Source organism: Pseudomonas sp. F2 (assembly GCF_057174385.1).
The window spans coordinates 4353659-4368850 of sequence record NZ_CM169904.1 but is presented as its reverse complement, the minus strand read 5'-3'; the positions used below and the strand labels follow the sequence as shown (position 1 = coordinate 4368850).

The 15192-nt window shown below is 58.5% G+C and carries 18 protein-coding genes; 14 read left to right on the top strand and 4 right to left on the bottom strand.

Annotation, left to right across the window (positions count from 1 at the left end; all coding sequences use genetic code 11):
- Positions 1-23: 23 nt before the first annotated feature.
- A complete protein-coding gene (phoB, locus tag AC193Q_RS19760) occupies positions 24-713 on the bottom strand; it encodes a phosphate regulon transcriptional regulator PhoB (protein WP_003229608.1) in 690 nt (229 codons plus the stop codon).
- A 151-nt stretch (positions 714-864) separates the two neighbouring features.
- On the opposite strand from phoB, the gene AC193Q_RS19755 reads away from it, so the two are divergent.
- Entirely contained in the window at positions 865-1242 is a 378-nt protein-coding gene (locus tag AC193Q_RS19755) for a COG4315 family predicted lipoprotein (protein ID WP_041071626.1), read from the top strand.
- A gap of 61 nt (positions 1243-1303) precedes the next feature.
- Here AC193Q_RS19755 and ubiA read toward each other — a convergent pair whose 3' ends face one another.
- Together ubiA and AC193Q_RS19745 are read right to left on the bottom strand one after the other, a co-directional pair.
- Complete coding sequence (gene ubiA, locus AC193Q_RS19750; protein WP_047297312.1) at positions 1304-2194, bottom strand: 4-hydroxybenzoate octaprenyltransferase; 891 nt, start codon at positions 2192-2194, stop codon at positions 1304-1306.
- Complete coding sequence (locus tag AC193Q_RS19745; protein ID WP_095667994.1) at positions 2194-2754, bottom strand: chorismate--pyruvate lyase family protein; 561 nt, start codon at positions 2752-2754, stop codon at positions 2194-2196. Before AC193Q_RS19745 ends, ubiA begins: the two co-directional genes overlap by 1 nt.
- Positions 2755-2955: 201 nt before the next feature.
- On the opposite strand from AC193Q_RS19745, the gene AC193Q_RS19740 reads away from it, so the two are divergent.
- From AC193Q_RS19740 to AC193Q_RS19730, 3 genes are all read left to right on the top strand, one after another.
- Complete coding sequence (locus AC193Q_RS19740) at positions 2956-3123, top strand: rubredoxin (RefSeq protein WP_007920267.1); 168 nt, start codon at positions 2956-2958, stop codon at positions 3121-3123.
- Between the two features lie 20 nt (positions 3124-3143).
- Positions 3144-4292, top strand: a complete 1149-nt coding sequence (locus AC193Q_RS19735; RefSeq protein WP_121182774.1) for an FAD-dependent oxidoreductase — start codon at positions 3144-3146, stop codon at positions 4290-4292.
- Between the two features lie 190 nt (positions 4293-4482).
- Positions 4483-4758 carry an HU family DNA-binding protein gene (locus AC193Q_RS19730; RefSeq protein ID WP_003213368.1) on the top strand — a complete coding sequence of 92 codons (276 nt, stop codon included), beginning with the start codon at positions 4483-4485 and terminating at the stop codon, positions 4756-4758.
- Between the two features lie 95 nt (positions 4759-4853).
- On the opposite strand, the gene AC193Q_RS19725 is transcribed toward AC193Q_RS19730, so the two are convergent.
- Positions 4854-5210 carry a hypothetical protein gene (locus AC193Q_RS19725; RefSeq protein WP_047297309.1) on the bottom strand — a complete coding sequence of 119 codons (357 nt, stop codon included), beginning with the start codon at positions 5208-5210 and terminating at the stop codon, positions 4854-4856.
- A gap of 753 nt (positions 5211-5963) precedes the next feature.
- Here AC193Q_RS19725 and tssA point away from each other — a divergent pair.
- The 10 genes from tssA to tssG all read left to right on the top strand — a co-directional run bounded on the left by tssA (position 5964) and on the right by tssG (position 15182).
- Positions 5964-7526 carry a type VI secretion system protein TssA gene (gene tssA, locus AC193Q_RS19720; RefSeq protein WP_121182772.1) on the top strand — a complete coding sequence of 521 codons (1563 nt, stop codon included), beginning with the start codon at positions 5964-5966 and terminating at the stop codon, positions 7524-7526.
- Between the two features lie 32 nt (positions 7527-7558).
- Positions 7559-8062, top strand: coding sequence for a type VI secretion system contractile sheath small subunit (tssB, locus tag AC193Q_RS19715; protein WP_003229587.1), 504 nt, complete (start codon positions 7559-7561; stop codon positions 8060-8062).
- Positions 8063-8087: 25 nt separating this feature from the next.
- Positions 8088-9563, top strand: a complete 1476-nt coding sequence (tssC, locus tag AC193Q_RS19710; protein WP_003229584.1) for a type VI secretion system contractile sheath large subunit — start codon at positions 8088-8090, stop codon at positions 9561-9563.
- 9 nt (positions 9564-9572) lie between these two features.
- Positions 9573-9980 carry a type VI secretion system baseplate subunit TssE gene (tssE, locus tag AC193Q_RS19705; RefSeq protein ID WP_041071603.1) on the top strand — a complete coding sequence of 136 codons (408 nt, stop codon included), beginning with the start codon at positions 9573-9575 and terminating at the stop codon, positions 9978-9980.
- Between the two features lie 11 nt (positions 9981-9991).
- Positions 9992-10516, top strand: coding sequence for a PAAR domain-containing protein (locus AC193Q_RS19700; protein WP_223007035.1), 525 nt, complete (start codon positions 9992-9994; stop codon positions 10514-10516).
- A gap of 12 nt (positions 10517-10528) precedes the next feature.
- Positions 10529-11458 carry a DUF6402 family protein gene (locus AC193Q_RS19695; protein ID WP_182404625.1) on the top strand — a complete coding sequence of 310 codons (930 nt, stop codon included), beginning with the start codon at positions 10529-10531 and terminating at the stop codon, positions 11456-11458.
- A gap of 52 nt (positions 11459-11510) precedes the next feature.
- Positions 11511-11924, top strand: a complete 414-nt coding sequence (locus AC193Q_RS19690) for a hypothetical protein (RefSeq protein ID WP_182403050.1) — start codon at positions 11511-11513, stop codon at positions 11922-11924.
- A 7-nt stretch (positions 11925-11931) separates the two neighbouring features.
- The gene (locus AC193Q_RS19685) at positions 11932-12354 is read left to right on the top strand and encodes a hypothetical protein (protein ID WP_239778418.1); all 423 of its coding nucleotides are present in this window, start codon (positions 11932-11934) and stop codon (positions 12352-12354) included.
- Positions 12355-12423: 69 nt separating this feature from the next.
- Positions 12424-14211 carry a type VI secretion system baseplate subunit TssF gene (tssF, locus tag AC193Q_RS19680; RefSeq protein ID WP_007962320.1) on the top strand — a complete coding sequence of 596 codons (1788 nt, stop codon included), beginning with the start codon at positions 12424-12426 and terminating at the stop codon, positions 14209-14211.
- Positions 14175-15182, top strand: coding sequence for a type VI secretion system baseplate subunit TssG (gene tssG / locus AC193Q_RS19675; protein ID WP_041071592.1), 1008 nt, complete (start codon positions 14175-14177; stop codon positions 15180-15182). The genes tssF and tssG overlap by 37 nt, the downstream gene beginning before the upstream one ends.
- Positions 15183-15192 lie beyond the last annotated feature (10 nt).

The following is a 15192-nucleotide window of genomic DNA, read 5'->3' as shown; positions in this document are numbered from 1 at the left end:
TGTCAGCGAGTCTGGCGGTCGGATCAGGCCTTGGTGGAAAACCGGTAGCCGGTGCCGCGCACGGTTTGTACCAGATTTTCGTAGGCATCGCCGAGGGCCTTGCGCAGGCGCCGGATGTGCACGTCGACGGTGCGCTCTTCAACATAGACGTTGCCGCCCCAGACCTGATCCAGCAACTGCCCGCGCGTGTAGGCGCGTTCCTGGTGGGTCATGAAGAATTGCAGCAGACGGTATTCGGTCGGGCCCATCTCGGCCGGACGGCCGTCGATGGTCACGCGGTGGCTGATCGGGTCGAGCAGCAGGCCGCCGACTTCGATTGGCGCTTCGCCATCGGTCGGGCCGGCGCGGCGCAGCACAGCCTTGAGGCGGGCGACCAGTTCGCGTGGGGAAAACGGCTTGGTGATGTAGTCGTCGGCGCCGACTTCAAGACCCTGAATCTTGTTGTCCTCTTCGCCCTTGGCGGTGAGCATGATGATCGGGATGTCCCCGGTCAGTTCGTCACGCTTGAGGCGGCGGGCCAGTTCAATGCCAGAGGTGCCGGGCAGCATCCAGTCGAGCAGGATCAGGTCCGGTTTGCGGTCAACGATGATGGCGTGTGCCTGCTGCGAGTTCTCCGCCTCGAGGCAGTCATAGCCGGCCATTTCCAACGCAACGGCGATCATTTCGCGAATGGGCGCTTCGTCGTCGACGATCAGAATGCTCCTGCCAACCATGCCTTAATCCTCTTGTCATTTAACTGTCTTGCGCCGCATTAGATAACGGAATTATTGCAGTCGTGTGACAGTATTTTAGTCGCCCGGCGGTTGGCGTGATCCTGGACTAAGCTCTAAGTCCGAATCCTGACAACCACAAAAGAAGGTTTCCATGACTCAAATGACTGCTTCTTTCAAAGCCCTGCTGATGGCTGCTGCCGTTGCATTACCGTCGATGGCGTTCGCCGCCGACCCGGTCATGATGAAAGACGGCATGATGACCGATCACAAAGGCATGACCGTGTACACCTTCGACAAGGACACGGGCGGTAAATCGATGTGCAACGGCGATTGCGCGAAGAACTGGCCGCCGATGATGGCGCCGGCGGGTGCCAAGGCTGAAGGCAAATTCACCCCCATCAAGCGTGATGACGGCACCATGCAGTGGGCATATGACGGCAAGCCGCTTTACACCTTCAAAATGGATGAAAAACCCGGCGACATGAAGGGGGAAGGGTTCAAGGACATGTGGCACATGCCAAAACACTGATTCCTGCAGTAACTACGTCCCTGTGGGAGCGAGCAGGCTCGCTCCCACAGGTTTTTGTGGATCAGCGCAACGCGTAATCCAGCACGATCCCGACAAAAATCGCCAATCCGGCCCAATGGTTGTGCAAGAACGCCTTGAAGCAACGCATGCGGTCGCGATCGCGGGTGTACCAGAACTCCCACGCATAACAGCCAGCGGCCACCAGCAGGCCGAGATGGAACCACGTCCCCAGCTCGAACTTCGACCCGGCCAGCAACAGGCAGCCGAGCGACAGCGCCTGCAACGTCAGGATGATCACCCGGTCCGCATCGCCGAACAGAATTGCCGTGGATTTCACGCCGATCTTCAGGTCATCGTCACGATCGGTCATCGCGTAATAGGTGTCGTAACCCACTGTCCACAACAGATTGGCGATCCACAGCAGCCACGCGGCGGCAGGCAGTTCGCCGGTTTCGGCGGTGAACGCCATCGGCATGCCCCACGAGAACGCCGCGCCGAGCACCACTTGCGGGTAATAGGTGTAGCGCTTCATGAACGGATAGGTGAACGCCAGCGCCAGGCCGCCCAGCGACAGCCAGATGGTCGGTGCATTGGTGCACAGCACCAGCAGGAAACTCACGCCCATCAGCAGCGCGAAGAACACCAGCGCCTCTTTCGAACTGACCTTGCCGCTGGCCAGCGGTCGTTGCGCGGTGCGTTTGACGTGGCCATCAACCTTGCGGTCGGCCCAGTCGTTGATCACGCAACCCCCGGCGCGGGTCAGTACCACGCCAAGGACGAAAATCACGATATTGGCCAGCGAAGGCGCGCCCTTACCGGCAATCCATAGCGCCCATAGCGTCGGCCACAGCAGCAGGTAAATGCCGATCGGCTTGTCCATGCGCGTCAACTGAATGAAATCCCAGGCGCGTGGATTCAAGCGGTTCAGGGACTTGAGCAGGCTCTGGTACATCAGCAGTTCTCCGGATGGGCGCGGGCGGCGTTCCACAGCGTCGGCAGGAAAATCTCCGCCACCAGCACGCTCAAGGCGCCACGGTCGAAGCGCGAACGGCGGCCCCACAGTTCGGGCGCCTGGCAGGCTGACGGCAACCAGTCCTGCGGGTAGTGGCAGACCTCGATGGCGCGGCGCTGGAAGGCGTGGTCGCAAAACAGCAGTTCGCCCAGCGAGCGGCTGCCCAGTTCGTCCATGTGCAAGCCGTCGCCTTGCAGGGCGGCGCGTGACGCCACGCTGCGGGCGAACACCCAGGCTTCGCCGTGACCGCGCAGATACACCTCGCGCACCCAGCCTTCGCTGCCTTCTGCCAGATCCAGCGCCGCGCATTCGTCGCTGCGCAAAGTGTCCCAGCCTTCGAACAGCGGCGTGACACTGAAGCCGTCATTCGACAGCCGCGTCAGGCGGCGGGTCAGCGAGCCTTCGTCGAACAACCAGTTCAGGGTCAACGAATCGGGAAGGGGCGTCAGTCGGCTTTGAGTCAGCCAGAGCGGGGCCGGGCAGGCATTTGAATGGTGCACAATGAGTCATTATTGGCCGCAAATGAGGCGGCGAGCTTAACATGGCGTGCTGCGAATTTGATGGATCCGGGTCGCCGTTGCGCCGAACAGGCTTGCATCTGCCCGGCACCCTCAGTACAAAACGCCCTGAGCCGGACGGCAGCACAACCACCATCGACCGTCCGCGCCGACCAAAGCCTGAAACCCTGAGGAAGTACCTGAATGAAAAAGTGGCAATGTGTGGTCTGCGGCCTGATCTACAACGAAGCCGAGGGCTGGCCGGATGACGGCATTGCGCCGGGCACGCTGTGGCAGGACGTGCCGGAAGACTGGCTGTGCCCGGACTGTGGCGTCGGCAAACTCGACTTCGAAATGATCGAAATCAACTAAGCACCAACAAGGAGTAAGGCATGAGCGCACCTGTCGTCATCATCGGCACCGGCCTGGCGGGCTACAACCTGGCCCGGGAGTTTCGCAAGCTCGACAGCGAAACCCCGCTGCTGCTGATTACTGCAGATGATGGCCGCTCATACTCCAAACCGATGCTCTCCACCGGTTTCGGCAAGAACAAGGACGCCGATGGCCTGAGCATGGCCGAACCCGGCGCGATGGCCGAGCAATTGAAGGCCGAAGTGCGCACCCACACGCGCATCAGCGGCATCGACGCCGGCCACAAGCGCCTGTGGATCGGCGAAGAAGCGGTGTACTACCGCGACCTGATCCTCGCCTGGGGCGCGGAAACCGTGCGGGTGCCGATCGAAGGCGATGGCGCCGAACTGGTATTCCCGATCAACGATCTCGAAGACTACGCACGCTTTCGTGCCGCCGCTGCTGGCAAGCGCCGCGTGTTGCTGCTGGGAGCGGGCCTGATCGGCTGCGAATTCGCAAACGACCTGATCCTCGGCGGCTACGAGGTGCAACTGGTGGCGCCGTGCGAGCAAGTGATGCCGATGCTGCTGCACCCGGCCGCTGCGGCCGCCGTGCAGGCCGGGCTGGAAAGCCTGGGCGCGCGTTTTCACCTTGGCCCGGTGCTGACCCGCCTGCAAAAAGTCGCGGACGGGCTCGAAGCGCATCTGTCCGACGGTCAGGTGATTGCCTGCGATGTGGTGGTGTCGGCCATCGGCCTGCGTCCGCGCATTGATCTGGCCGCGGCGGCCGGGGTGCAGGTCAACCGCGGCGTTGTTGTCGACCGGTATCTGAAAACGTCCCACCCCAATATCTACGCCCTGGGCGACTGCGCCGAGGTCGATGGGCTGAATCTGTTGTACGTGATGCCCCTCATGAGCTGTGCGCGTGCGCTGGCACAAACCCTGGCGGGTAATACGACGGCGGTGAGCTACGGCGCGATGCCGATCACGGTGAAAACCCCGGTGTGCCCGTTGGTCGTTTCGCCACCGCCAAGGGGCAGCGAAGGCGTCTGGACCGTCGAAGGGCAGGGCGCCGACATCAAGGCCCTGTGCCACAGCGCCGAGGGTCAGTTGCTCGGTTACGCGCTGACCGGCGCGGCAGTGATGGAAAAACTCGCCCTGAACAAACAGCTTCCGCCCCTGCTGGCGTAAATACCGGTCGTTCTGTCGGAATCACCCCGCTTTTGCCCCTACAAAGGTCGCGGGGAGACTGGCGCCGCCGGTATCCGCGTGCCATTCTCACTCCCGTCTGCCGCAGAGTAGAGCCTGCGGCGCCTTGGGCGCTGTTCCAACGAGAACAGCACGGACATAACAACAAAAAACCGTCAAAGGGGCTTCACTAATGCGTAAACCAGAACTCGCCGCTGCAATCGCTGAAAAAGCGGATCTGACCAAAGAACAGGCCAACCGCGTTCTCAACGCCGTCCTCGAAGAAATCACCGGCGCTCTGCACCGCAAGGACAGCGTCACGCTGGTGGGCTTCGGCACCTTCCTGCAACGCCACCGCGGCGCCCGCACCGGCAAGAACCCGCAAACCGGTGAGCCGGTGAAGATCAAAGCCAGCAACACCGTGGCATTCAAGCCAGGCAAGTCGCTTAAAGACAGCGTCAATCCTTAAATTGCGGCGAACTCCCTGACGAGCAGGGAGAACTGCAATAAAAATGGGCACACCGATTGCGGTCGGGTGCCCATTTTTTGTGGCTGCCCATCGGCTTACTGACGTCGGAAACAGGCCTTGCCGTTGCCGAAATCCACGGCCAGACAGTTCGGTTCGATGGCCAGTTGCAGATCCTGAAACAGGCCAGACAAATCGCTGTTCGACGCCGCTTTGGTCTCGCTCTTCAGCGTCACGGTGTTGTTCTCCACCCGCCAGGTGCCCTTGGCAAAGCCGTCTGCGCTGCCATACGCCACGCCGGCGTCAAACGTGCCGTCCTTGCGCAACAGCAATTCAGCGCCCATTTCCATTGCGCCGGTCAGATAGTAATGACCATCCAGTGGCGGTGTCTCTGCGGAGGCTTGAGTGACGGGTAGCGACATCAGTGCTGCGAACAACAGGGGTTTCAATTCCATGAGGTAAAGCTCCTTGGCGGCTCCGGGCTCGGGAGCCGAATGAGATGCAGGCTTCGGACCGTGGCTCAACAGTCAGCCGGTCTGGTTGACATTGCCGGTCGAAAAGAATTTACCAAGGCAAGCTGGCAACGTGGGAAATAAAACGATGTAAGAATTATCCCTGACATTTATCAGAGTATTTTCGGCGTGGAAGTGTTGCTTAAGGGGTGGAAATGACTGTTGGATCGCACTTCGATAATTATTGAGTTGGCACTGAAGTGCAGCATTCACGAGATGAATAAAGTTTCAGAAAAATGAATTGCCATCAATTTGATGGCACTTTTGTTGTTGCGCGTTGTCGCCAGTGAATTGTTTGTAAAATCCGGCGGGTTTTCGGAAGAATCCTACTTCTATTTTTTTCGAGAGTTGTCATGCTGGCCGCCGTGTAATGGGCCGGATGTTCGATGCGATTTGTGCAAGCTGGATCGGGCCGCTCTGGATCAAGGGTTTTGAGGGCACAGGGCGAATGTTCACAATATAATTCGCCATCAGGGATTCCCCTGCCATATATAGGGTGATCTCTTACACAGCCCAATGAACACTTCGTCTTGTTGTTTAATCAGATGCTTGCTAGTGGCCATCATAGTGATTACGATGCGCCCACTTGAAAGAGCACATCTCAATTGGATGAGTCGCTTCACCGCTCTTCGATACTGTCCCGCGCCGCGGTAACTCCAACAGGCGCCTGACTGTAATCCTGAATAAAGGCCATGGATGTCCTACTCAAGCAAACTTTCCGCCCATTACCTCGAACTCGCAAAAGTCTCTGTTTCCAAAGAGAATTTCGCGGGCGAAGACGTTCGTTTTTCGAGCGAATTCGAGGCGCTGGAAAGCGAGCTGGCCAAAGCCTCGTCGATGCACGAAAGCGGGCAGATCGACTGGCTGAAAATCCGTGAAAACAGTGAAAACCTGCTGCGTACCCAATCCAAGGATTTGCGTGTCGGCGCCTGGCTGACCTGGTCGCTGTACCAGCGCGAATCCTTCCCCGGGCTGCTGGCCGGCCTCGGTCTGCTGCACCATCTGTCGCAAAACCACTGGGCCGACGTTCATCCGCTCAAACCGCGCACCCGTGCCGCCGCCATCGGCTGGCTGGTGCCGCGCCTGGAGCAGGTGCTCACCGAAAACATCGCGATCAAGGAGCAACTGCCGATGTTCCGGCAGTTGTCCGAGCATCTGGCCGGTCTCGATGCCGCGTGCACCGAACATTTGGGCGACGATGCGCCGCTGCTGTTGCCGCTCTCGCGTCGCCTGAAAACCATGATCCAGCGTGCCGCCGACAATCAGCCGGCCCCTGGTGTGGTGGGTGCGGCGGTGGCGCAGGTCAAGCAGGCCGCGAGCCAGCTGCTGACCCCCGGCGCACCGATCGACAACGAAAAAGACGCTTACAAGGCACTGCGCGCCCAGCAGGAAAGCGCGCGTCCGTTGTGTGCCTGGTGGCTCAAGCAGAAGGCCACCGACCTGCGCGCCCTGCGTCTGAACCGTACCTTGCTGTGGCTGCCGATCGACGCGGTGCCCGAGCGCAACGCCGAGCAGATCACCGTGTTGCGCGGTCTGCCGGTGGACAAGCTCAAGCAGTACCAGGATCGCTTCGATCAAGGCAAATACGCCGACCTGCTGGTGGAACTGGAGGCGAGCCTGGCGAAGGCGCCGTTCTGGTTCGACGGCCAGAGGATGGTCTGGGAGTGTCTCCAGAACCTCAACGCCGAAATGGCAATGCGCGAAGTGGAAATCCACTTCGCGCTTTTGGTTCAGCGCCTGCCCGGCATTATCGAATGTCGCTTCCATGACGGTGCGCCGTTTGCCGATCCGTCCACCCGGGCGTGGATCGCCGGCAATGTCATGCCGCACCTGCAAAGCGCCAGCGCGCCGCGCAAGGTCGAAACCGACGACGTCGAAACCCAGCCCGCCTGGGAAAAAGCCCTGCAGGACGTGCTGCCGCTGCTGCGCAAGGAAGGCCTCAAGCCTGCCGTGCAGATTCTCAAGCAAGGCCTGCAAACGGCCCACGGCGGACGCGAGCGGTTCTTCTGGCAGTTCGCCCTCGCGCGGCTGTGCTTCATGGCCAAGAAATACGAACTGGCCAAGAACCAGCTCGAAACCCTCGATCAGACATTACAGGACTCAGGCCTGCACGCCTGGGAGCCCGATCTTGCATTGGAAGTGCTGCACCTGCTGCACAGTTGCTGCGAGCTGTTGCCGCAGAACCATGCAGTGCGTGAACGCAAGGAAGAGATTTATCGCAGGCTGTGCCACCTCGATCTCGAAGTGGTACTCGAATAGGCCCCAGGGCCACAACCGCAAGGAGAAAAGCCATGGCCAAAGAAGGCTCGGTAGCCCCCAAGGAACGCATCAACGTCACCTTCAAACCCGCCACCGGCGGTGCTCAGGAAGAGATTGAACTGCCGCTGAAGCTGCTGGCAATCGGTGACTACACCCACCGCAAGGACGATCGCAAAATCGAAGATCGCAAGCCGATCAGCATCGACAAGATGACCTTCGACGAAGTGTTGGCCAAGCAAGAACTGGGTCTGACGCTGAGCGTGCCGAACCGTCTGCAGGAAGATGGCGAGGCCGACGAGCTGGCTGTGCAATTGCGCGTCAATTCGATGAAGGACTTCAACCCGGCCAGCCTGGTCGAGCAAGTGCCTGAGCTGAAAAAACTGATGGAACTGCGCGATGCGCTGGTGGCCCTCAAAGGCCCGCTGGGTAACGCACCTGCGTTCCGTAAAGCGATCGAAGGCGTGCTCGCCGACGACGAATCCCGCGGTCGCGTACTCGGTGAGCTGGGCCTGAACGCCGCAGCCCCGGACGCCTGAGACTCCAGCCAAGGAAGCCAACACAATGAGCACTAGCGCAGCACAAGAGAAGAGCGCCGAAAGCGGCGAGTACAGCATTCTCGACAGCATCATCGCCGAAACCCGTCTGACCCCGGACGACGAAGCCTACGACATCGCCAAGCGTGGCGTGTCGGCGTTCATCGAAGAACTGCTCAAGCCGCAGAACAACGGTGAGCCGGTCAAGAAAGCCATGGTTGACCGCATGATCGCCGAGATCGATGCCAAGCTCAGCCGTCAGATGGACGAAATCCTGCACCACCCGGATTTCCAGGCGCTGGAATCGTCGTGGCGTGGCCTGCAGTTGCTGGTCGACCGCACCAACTTCCGCGAAAACATCAAGATCGAAATCCTCAACGTCTCCAAAGAAGACCTGCTGGACGATTTCGAAGATTCGCCGGAAGTCATGCAGTCGGGCCTGTACAAGCACATCTACACCGCTGAATACGGCCAGTTCGGTGGTCAGCCGGTGGGCGCGATCATCGCCAACTACTTCATGTCCCCAAGCTCGCCGGACGTGAAACTGATGCAGTACGTGGCCAGCGTTTCCTGCATGTCCCACGCGCCGTTCATCGCTGCGGCCGGCCCGAAATTCTTCGGTCTGGAAAGCTTCACCGGCCTTCCGGATCTGAAAGATCTGAAAGACCACTTCGAAGGCCCGCAATTCGCCAAATGGCAGAGCTTCCGTACTTCCGAAGACTCCCGTTACGTCGGCCTGACCGTGCCGCGTTTCCTGCTGCGTAACCCGTACGATCCGGAAGAAAACCCGGTGAAATCGTTCGTGTACAAGGAAACCGTTGCCAACAGCCACGAGCACTACCTGTGGGGCAACACCGCGTTCGCGTTCGGCACCAAGCTGACCGACAGCTTCGCCAAGTTCCGCTGGTGCCCGAACATCATCGGCCCACAGAGCGGTGGCGCGGTTGAAGACCTGCCGCTGCACCATTTCGAAAGCATGGGCGAAATCGAAACCAAGATCCCGACCGAGGTTCTGGTCTCCGACCGTCGTGAATACGAACTGGCCGAGGAAGGCTTTATCTCCCTGACCATGCGCAAAGGTTCCGACAACGCGGCGTTCTTCTCCGCCAGCTCGGTGCAGAAGCCGAAGTTCTTCGGCATCAGCGCAGAAGGCAAGGCGGCAGAGCTGAACTACAAGCTCGGCACCCAACTGCCGTACATGATGATCGTCAACCGCCTGGCTCACTACTTGAAAGTGCTGCAGCGCGAGCAACTCGGTTCGTGGAAAGAGCGTACCGACCTCGAGCTGGAACTGAACAAGTGGATCCGCCAGTACGTGGCCGACCAGGAAAACCCGAGCGCCGAAGTGCGTGGCCGTCGTCCGCTGCGCGCTGCGCAAGTGATCGTCAGCGACGTTGAAGGCGAGCCGGGCTGGTACCGCGTCAGCTTGAACGTGCGTCCGCACTTCAAGTACATGGGTGCCGATTTCACCCTGTCGCTGGTTGGCAAGCTGGACAAAGAGTAAGAGCGACTCATGGACGGATACGGCAGCCTCTTCGAACGCCTCAACGGCGACGCGGAACTACGCAAGGGCAACAGCCTTGAGGCTTGTGCCATGGCGTCAGTGGCTGCCCATCTGGCCAAAATGCTCAGCACCCGGGCCGGCAGCGTGCAAACGCTGGCCGACTACGGGTTGCCCGATCTCAATGACATGCGTCTGAGCCTGCACGACTCCCTGAGTCAGGCCCGTCTGGCCATCGAAAACTTCATCGAAGCCTACGAGCCGCGCCTGAGCAACGTGCGTGTCATTTCCCTGCCGCGTGACCACGACCAGCTACGGCTGGCCTTCAGCATCGAAGGCCTGCTGGAAGTCGAGGGTTTCAAGCGTCAGGTCAGTTTTTCCGCGCGCCTGGATGGCAGCGGTCAAGTGAAGGTCACCTAAGGAGATTCCCGATGTCTGGCAAACCCGCAGCACGCGTATCCGACCCCACCGCTTGCCCACTTCCTGGCCACGGTACCAACCCGATCGCCGCCGGTTCCGGCGACGTGTTCTTCGACGGCCTCGCGGCCGCCCGCCAAGGCGATGCCTCGGCGTGTGGTGGTGCGTTGGTCGGCGATCTGGCGACCACGGTTTTGATCAATGGCAAACCGGCGGCCACGGTAGGTTCGGTTGGTTCTCATGGCAACAAGGTCACGGCAGGTTCCGGGACGGTGATTATCGGTAATTCGCACTCGCCGGCGCCGTTTGTGCCGCCTTTGCCGGTGGAGATCAAGTGGCCGTTTAACGAGCACTACGTCATCAATTGTCAGGACTCCGGGAAGCCATTGGCGGGAGTGGCATACAGTTTCAAAACAGCCTCGGGGAAAGTTATCAGTGGCGTCACGGGAGCCGACGGGAAGACGCAAAAAATCTCGTCCTCTGTAGCGGAGTCCTATGAGTTGATTATTGAACAGCAATCTGAAGTCGTAATTGGATAAAAGGATTTTGTTATGGCGGATACGAAAATAGCATCAAGTCTGACGCCGGCCAGTAACCAAACTGGTAAGTCTGCAGCTGTCCGTCAATTCAAAATCACAGATATACCTGATGCAATGGATAAGATGAAGTGGCCAGTTGCTGCGAAGCTGATGCGCCATTGGTTTGATGGCAAACCATGGCCAACTGCCGATGGTGCCATGAGTAAAGAGGTTAAAGACCATATTGCTCTTGCTGACATCGCCTACGTAAATGACACCATCGTAAAAATGGCTTGGTTGGAAAAATTTGAGCCTGCGAAAACTGTCATTGAAAAGCTTAAATCTGCTTGGGATAATCCTGCAGGCCGCAATAATATAAGCAAGAAAATTAAAGATAAGTATCTTGGCTCGGCGCCGGGTGTCTATCCTTTTAATTTTGCTAGCGCCAGGAAGGTTGAAGAGTTTGGATACAGTAATAATCGAGCAGTTAAATTCGGTTTAATAGAGAAGACTGATGAATTGCGAGCTGCGCTGGCAAACTTTAACGTCCGCGTATTTCCAGAGGGAAAGTTGGTTGTTTCCGTAGACAGCATTCAACTGTTTGTGGAGCGAATCGGTTTTTACGCTGAGGACGCCTATGACTTCAATGACGCACCGGATGACAATTTCAGTCAGCCATTGGGGTTCTGGAACTTCGATGGTATAGCCAACCCGGCTTATGCGGCCACTGCAAATGCCGGTGCGGCGCAGATGAAGTCAGACATCGCTTCAAACCCCTATATCAGTGCAGAAGACTCTCAGGCGATGTTTCGGGAAATAGAAAGCTCGCGTTATTTCTATATTACGAATTCTCATTTTGTAAAATATCGAACGGAATTTAAAAAAGGCGGTGATTTCCAGGTTTTGTCTGATATCAAATATCAGAATGTTCCCGTGACAGTTATTAATGTTTGGAATAAATGATGCGCATTTTTTGCTCATGTACAATCGCTGTCGAAGTGGGTGTGGCGAAAAAATGACTACGCTTAAAAAGAAATGGCTAGTGCCTGTCAGTTTGCTCTTGGTGTTGATTGCATTGCTCGTTTATTGCGTAAATTCAATGCTAGGGTATCCCGCAAGTACAACTACAGCTAGCCCCTCGGGCCGCTACACAATTGAGAATGTGCGTGTCGGCAGGATCTTTATGCTTGGCGGTATGGCGTATCTAAGAGTTATCGACTCGAAAGAGCCAGGGAAGGTATATCGAACCCCGTTGTATGATACGCAGTCGTTGGATATGCGCACATTCGAAGATGATGCTGAGGTTGGAATTACTTGGATCACCTTCGAAAAGAAAGATAAGGCTTTTATAATTTCCATGCCGCAATGGGAAGAAAACTGGCTGAATATTTTCATCAGTAATACACCCTACGAGATTCTGGAAAATTGATAGCAGTATGAACAGCTACGTTCGTCTCGCCCTATGCCTGTTAATCCACGCTCTCGGATGCGTGGCGTATGCATTTTTGAATGACGCGGTTGTGCATGCTTACAGGCTTTTTAACGGCGGGTTTACCTCCCATGGTGTCGCCATCGGCATTGCGACTTACGCACTGTTTTACATTTTTCTGGGCGTCAACCTGATCGTTGCGCTGATTCCAGGTCTGGTCGCCAAGCTGGCCATCCTTTTTCTGATGGTGGGCTTCATCCTGCTCTGGATGCTACCCGACAACCCGTTAAGAGCGCTGTTTTACGGCGTAGCTCAAGGCTGCGTCACGTTGCTGGCGATCCTCACCACTCAAGTCATCGAGTTGCGTTGGACTTTGCGAAACATCGCAGGTCGCATTCAGCCAAGTCAGCCTGCAGGTGTAATCCAATGACCAGGTCGGACATCGAGCGTAATCCGCAGGACAGTTATTCCATGAGTTCCACTACCAGGCAGGTAACCCGTGTCCTTTAACCACTACTACCAAAGCGAACTCACCGCACTGCGCCAACTCGGTCGCCGTTTCGCCGAGCGTAGTCCGGCGTTGGCGCCGTTCCTGGGCCAGGCCGGGCGGGATCCGGATGTGGAGCGGTTGCTGGAAGGTTTTGCGTTCTTAACCGGGCGTCTGCGGCAGAAGCTCGATGACGAGCTGCCGGAGCTCAGCCATTCGCTGATGCAACTGCTGTGGCCGAACTACATGCGCCCGCTGCCGGCGTTCAGCATTTTGCAGTTCGATCCGCTCAAGCGTTCTGGCCCGGCGCTGGTGGTCGAGCGCGATACGCCGATCGAAAGCAAACCGATCGAAGACGTGCGTTGCCGCTTCCGCACCTGCTACCCGACCGAGGTGCTGCCGCTGGATCTGGCAGCGCTGAACTATTCGGTAAAGGGCGACGGTTCGCTGCTCAGCCTGCGTCTGGAAATGAGCGCCGACGGTCACCTCGGTGAGCTGGAACTGAGCAAACTGCGCCTGCACTTTGCTGGCGAACGCTACATCAGCCAGATGCTGTACCTGAGTCTGCTGCGCAACCTGGAAGGCATCGAACTGATCCCGCTCGACGGTGCGGGCAAGCCCATCGACGGTGTGGCCGGCAAGCCGATGGCGTTCAAGATTCCCGGTGACCGGGTCAAGCCAGTGGGCTTTGCCGAAGAAGAGGCGTTGATCCCGTATCCGCTGAACACCTTCCGTGGCTATCGCTACCTGCAGGAATACTTCGCCTTCCAGGACAAGTTCCTGTTCGTCGACGTCAACGGTCTGGACATCCTCAAGGCGCTGCCGGAAGACACGCTCAAGCAGATGCGCGGCCTGGAATTGCGTTTCGATATCCGCAAGAGCGGGATCATGCGCATGCGGCCGACCCTGGACAACGTGAAGCTGTTCTGCACGCCGATTGCCAACCTGTTCGCGCACGATGCGCTGCCGATCCGCCTCGATGGCAAACAGGATGAATACCTGCTGCTGCCGGCGGAATACGATCTGGAAAACTGCGGCGTGTTCTCGGTGGAAACCGTGACCGGCTGGAAGCCCGGCGGCCTCGGTTATCAGGAGTACGTGCCGTTCGAGTCGTTCGAGCACGACCCGAGTTTCGACGTGCCCAACAGCCGTCCGCATTACAGCATCCGCCAGCGTTCATCCTTGCTGCATGACGGCCTCGACACCTACCTGAGCTTCGGCATCCGCCACACCGAAGCCCACGAAACCCTGTCGATCGAGCTGATCTGCACCAACCAGAACCTGCCGCGCAAGCTCAAGCTTGGCGACATCTGCATGGCCTGCGAAGAGACCCCGGAGTTCCTCAGTTTCCGCAACATCACCCCGGCCACGTCGAGCTTTGCGCCGCCGCTGAACCGTGACTTCCTGTGGAAGCTGATCAGCAACATGTCGCTCAACTATCTGTCGCTGGCCGACGTCAACGCGTTGAAGGTGATTCTCGAAACCTACGACCTGCCGCGCTACTACGACCAGCACGCGGAGAAGGTCAGCAAACGCCTGCTCGGCGGCCTCAAGCACATCAAGCACCACCACGTCGACCGGCTGCACCGTGGCTTGCCGGTGCGCGGTCTGCGCACCGAACTGACCATCGACCCGGAAGGGTATATCGGCGAAGGCGACCTGTTCGTTTTCGCCTCGGTTCTTAACGAGTTTTTCGCGCTTTACGCCAGTCTCAATTCGTACCACGAGCTGCGGGTAAAAAGCACACAGGGAGAGGTGTACCAATGGACACCACGTATGGGCCTGCAGCCCCTGCTTTAAGCGGGCTGACCAAGGTAATACGCGAGTACTCGCTGTTTCAGGCCGTGCTGCTGGTGATCGACCGGCTGCGCGAAGCACACCCGTACCTGAGCGAAGACGATCTGTACGACCAGGTGGAGTTTCAGGCCAACCCGAGCCTGGGCTTTCCGCGCAGCGACGTCGATCGCGTGGAGTTTTTCGAAGAGCACGGGCAGATGCGCGCACGCATGCGTTTCAACCTGATCGGGCTGGTCGGCTCGGGTTCGCCGCTGCCGGCGTTCTACGGCGAGCAAGCGCTGGGCGACAGCGAGGACGGCAACCCGACGCGCAATTTCCTCGACCTGTTCCACCATCGCCTGCAACGGCTGATGCTGCCGATCTGGCGCAAGTACCGCTATCGCGCCAGCTTCCAGAGCGGTGCGATCGACCCGTTCTCGTCGCAGCTGTTTGCGCTGATCGGTCTGGGTGGCGACGAGATCCGCAAGGCCAAGGAACTGAACTGGAAGCGCCTGTTGCCGTACCTCGGCTTGCTCAGCTTGCGCGCGCACTCCGCGGCGCTGATCGAAGCGGTGTTGCGTTACTACTTCAAGCACGAAGACCTGGTCATCGAGCAGTGCATCGAGCGCCGCGTGGAAATTCTCGACGAGCAGCGCAACCGCCTCGGCCGCGCCAACAGCCTGCTCGGTGAAGACCTGGTGCTGGGCGAGCGGGTGCGCGACCGCAGCGGCAAATTCCGCATTCACATCACCGAACTCGACTGGGAGCGATTCCACGAATTCCTGCCGATCGGTTTCGGTTACCAGCCGCTGTGCGCGCTGGTGCGGTTCACCTTGCGTGACCCGCTCGATTACGACATTCGCCTGGTGCTGCGCCCGGAAGAAATCCGCGAACTGCGCATTGGTGAGAAGAACGACTGTCGCCTGGGATGGACCAGTTGGCTGGGCTGCGAAAAAGCAGACGGCGTGGTCACCCTGGGCAGCAAAATTCATTAAGGACGTGAGC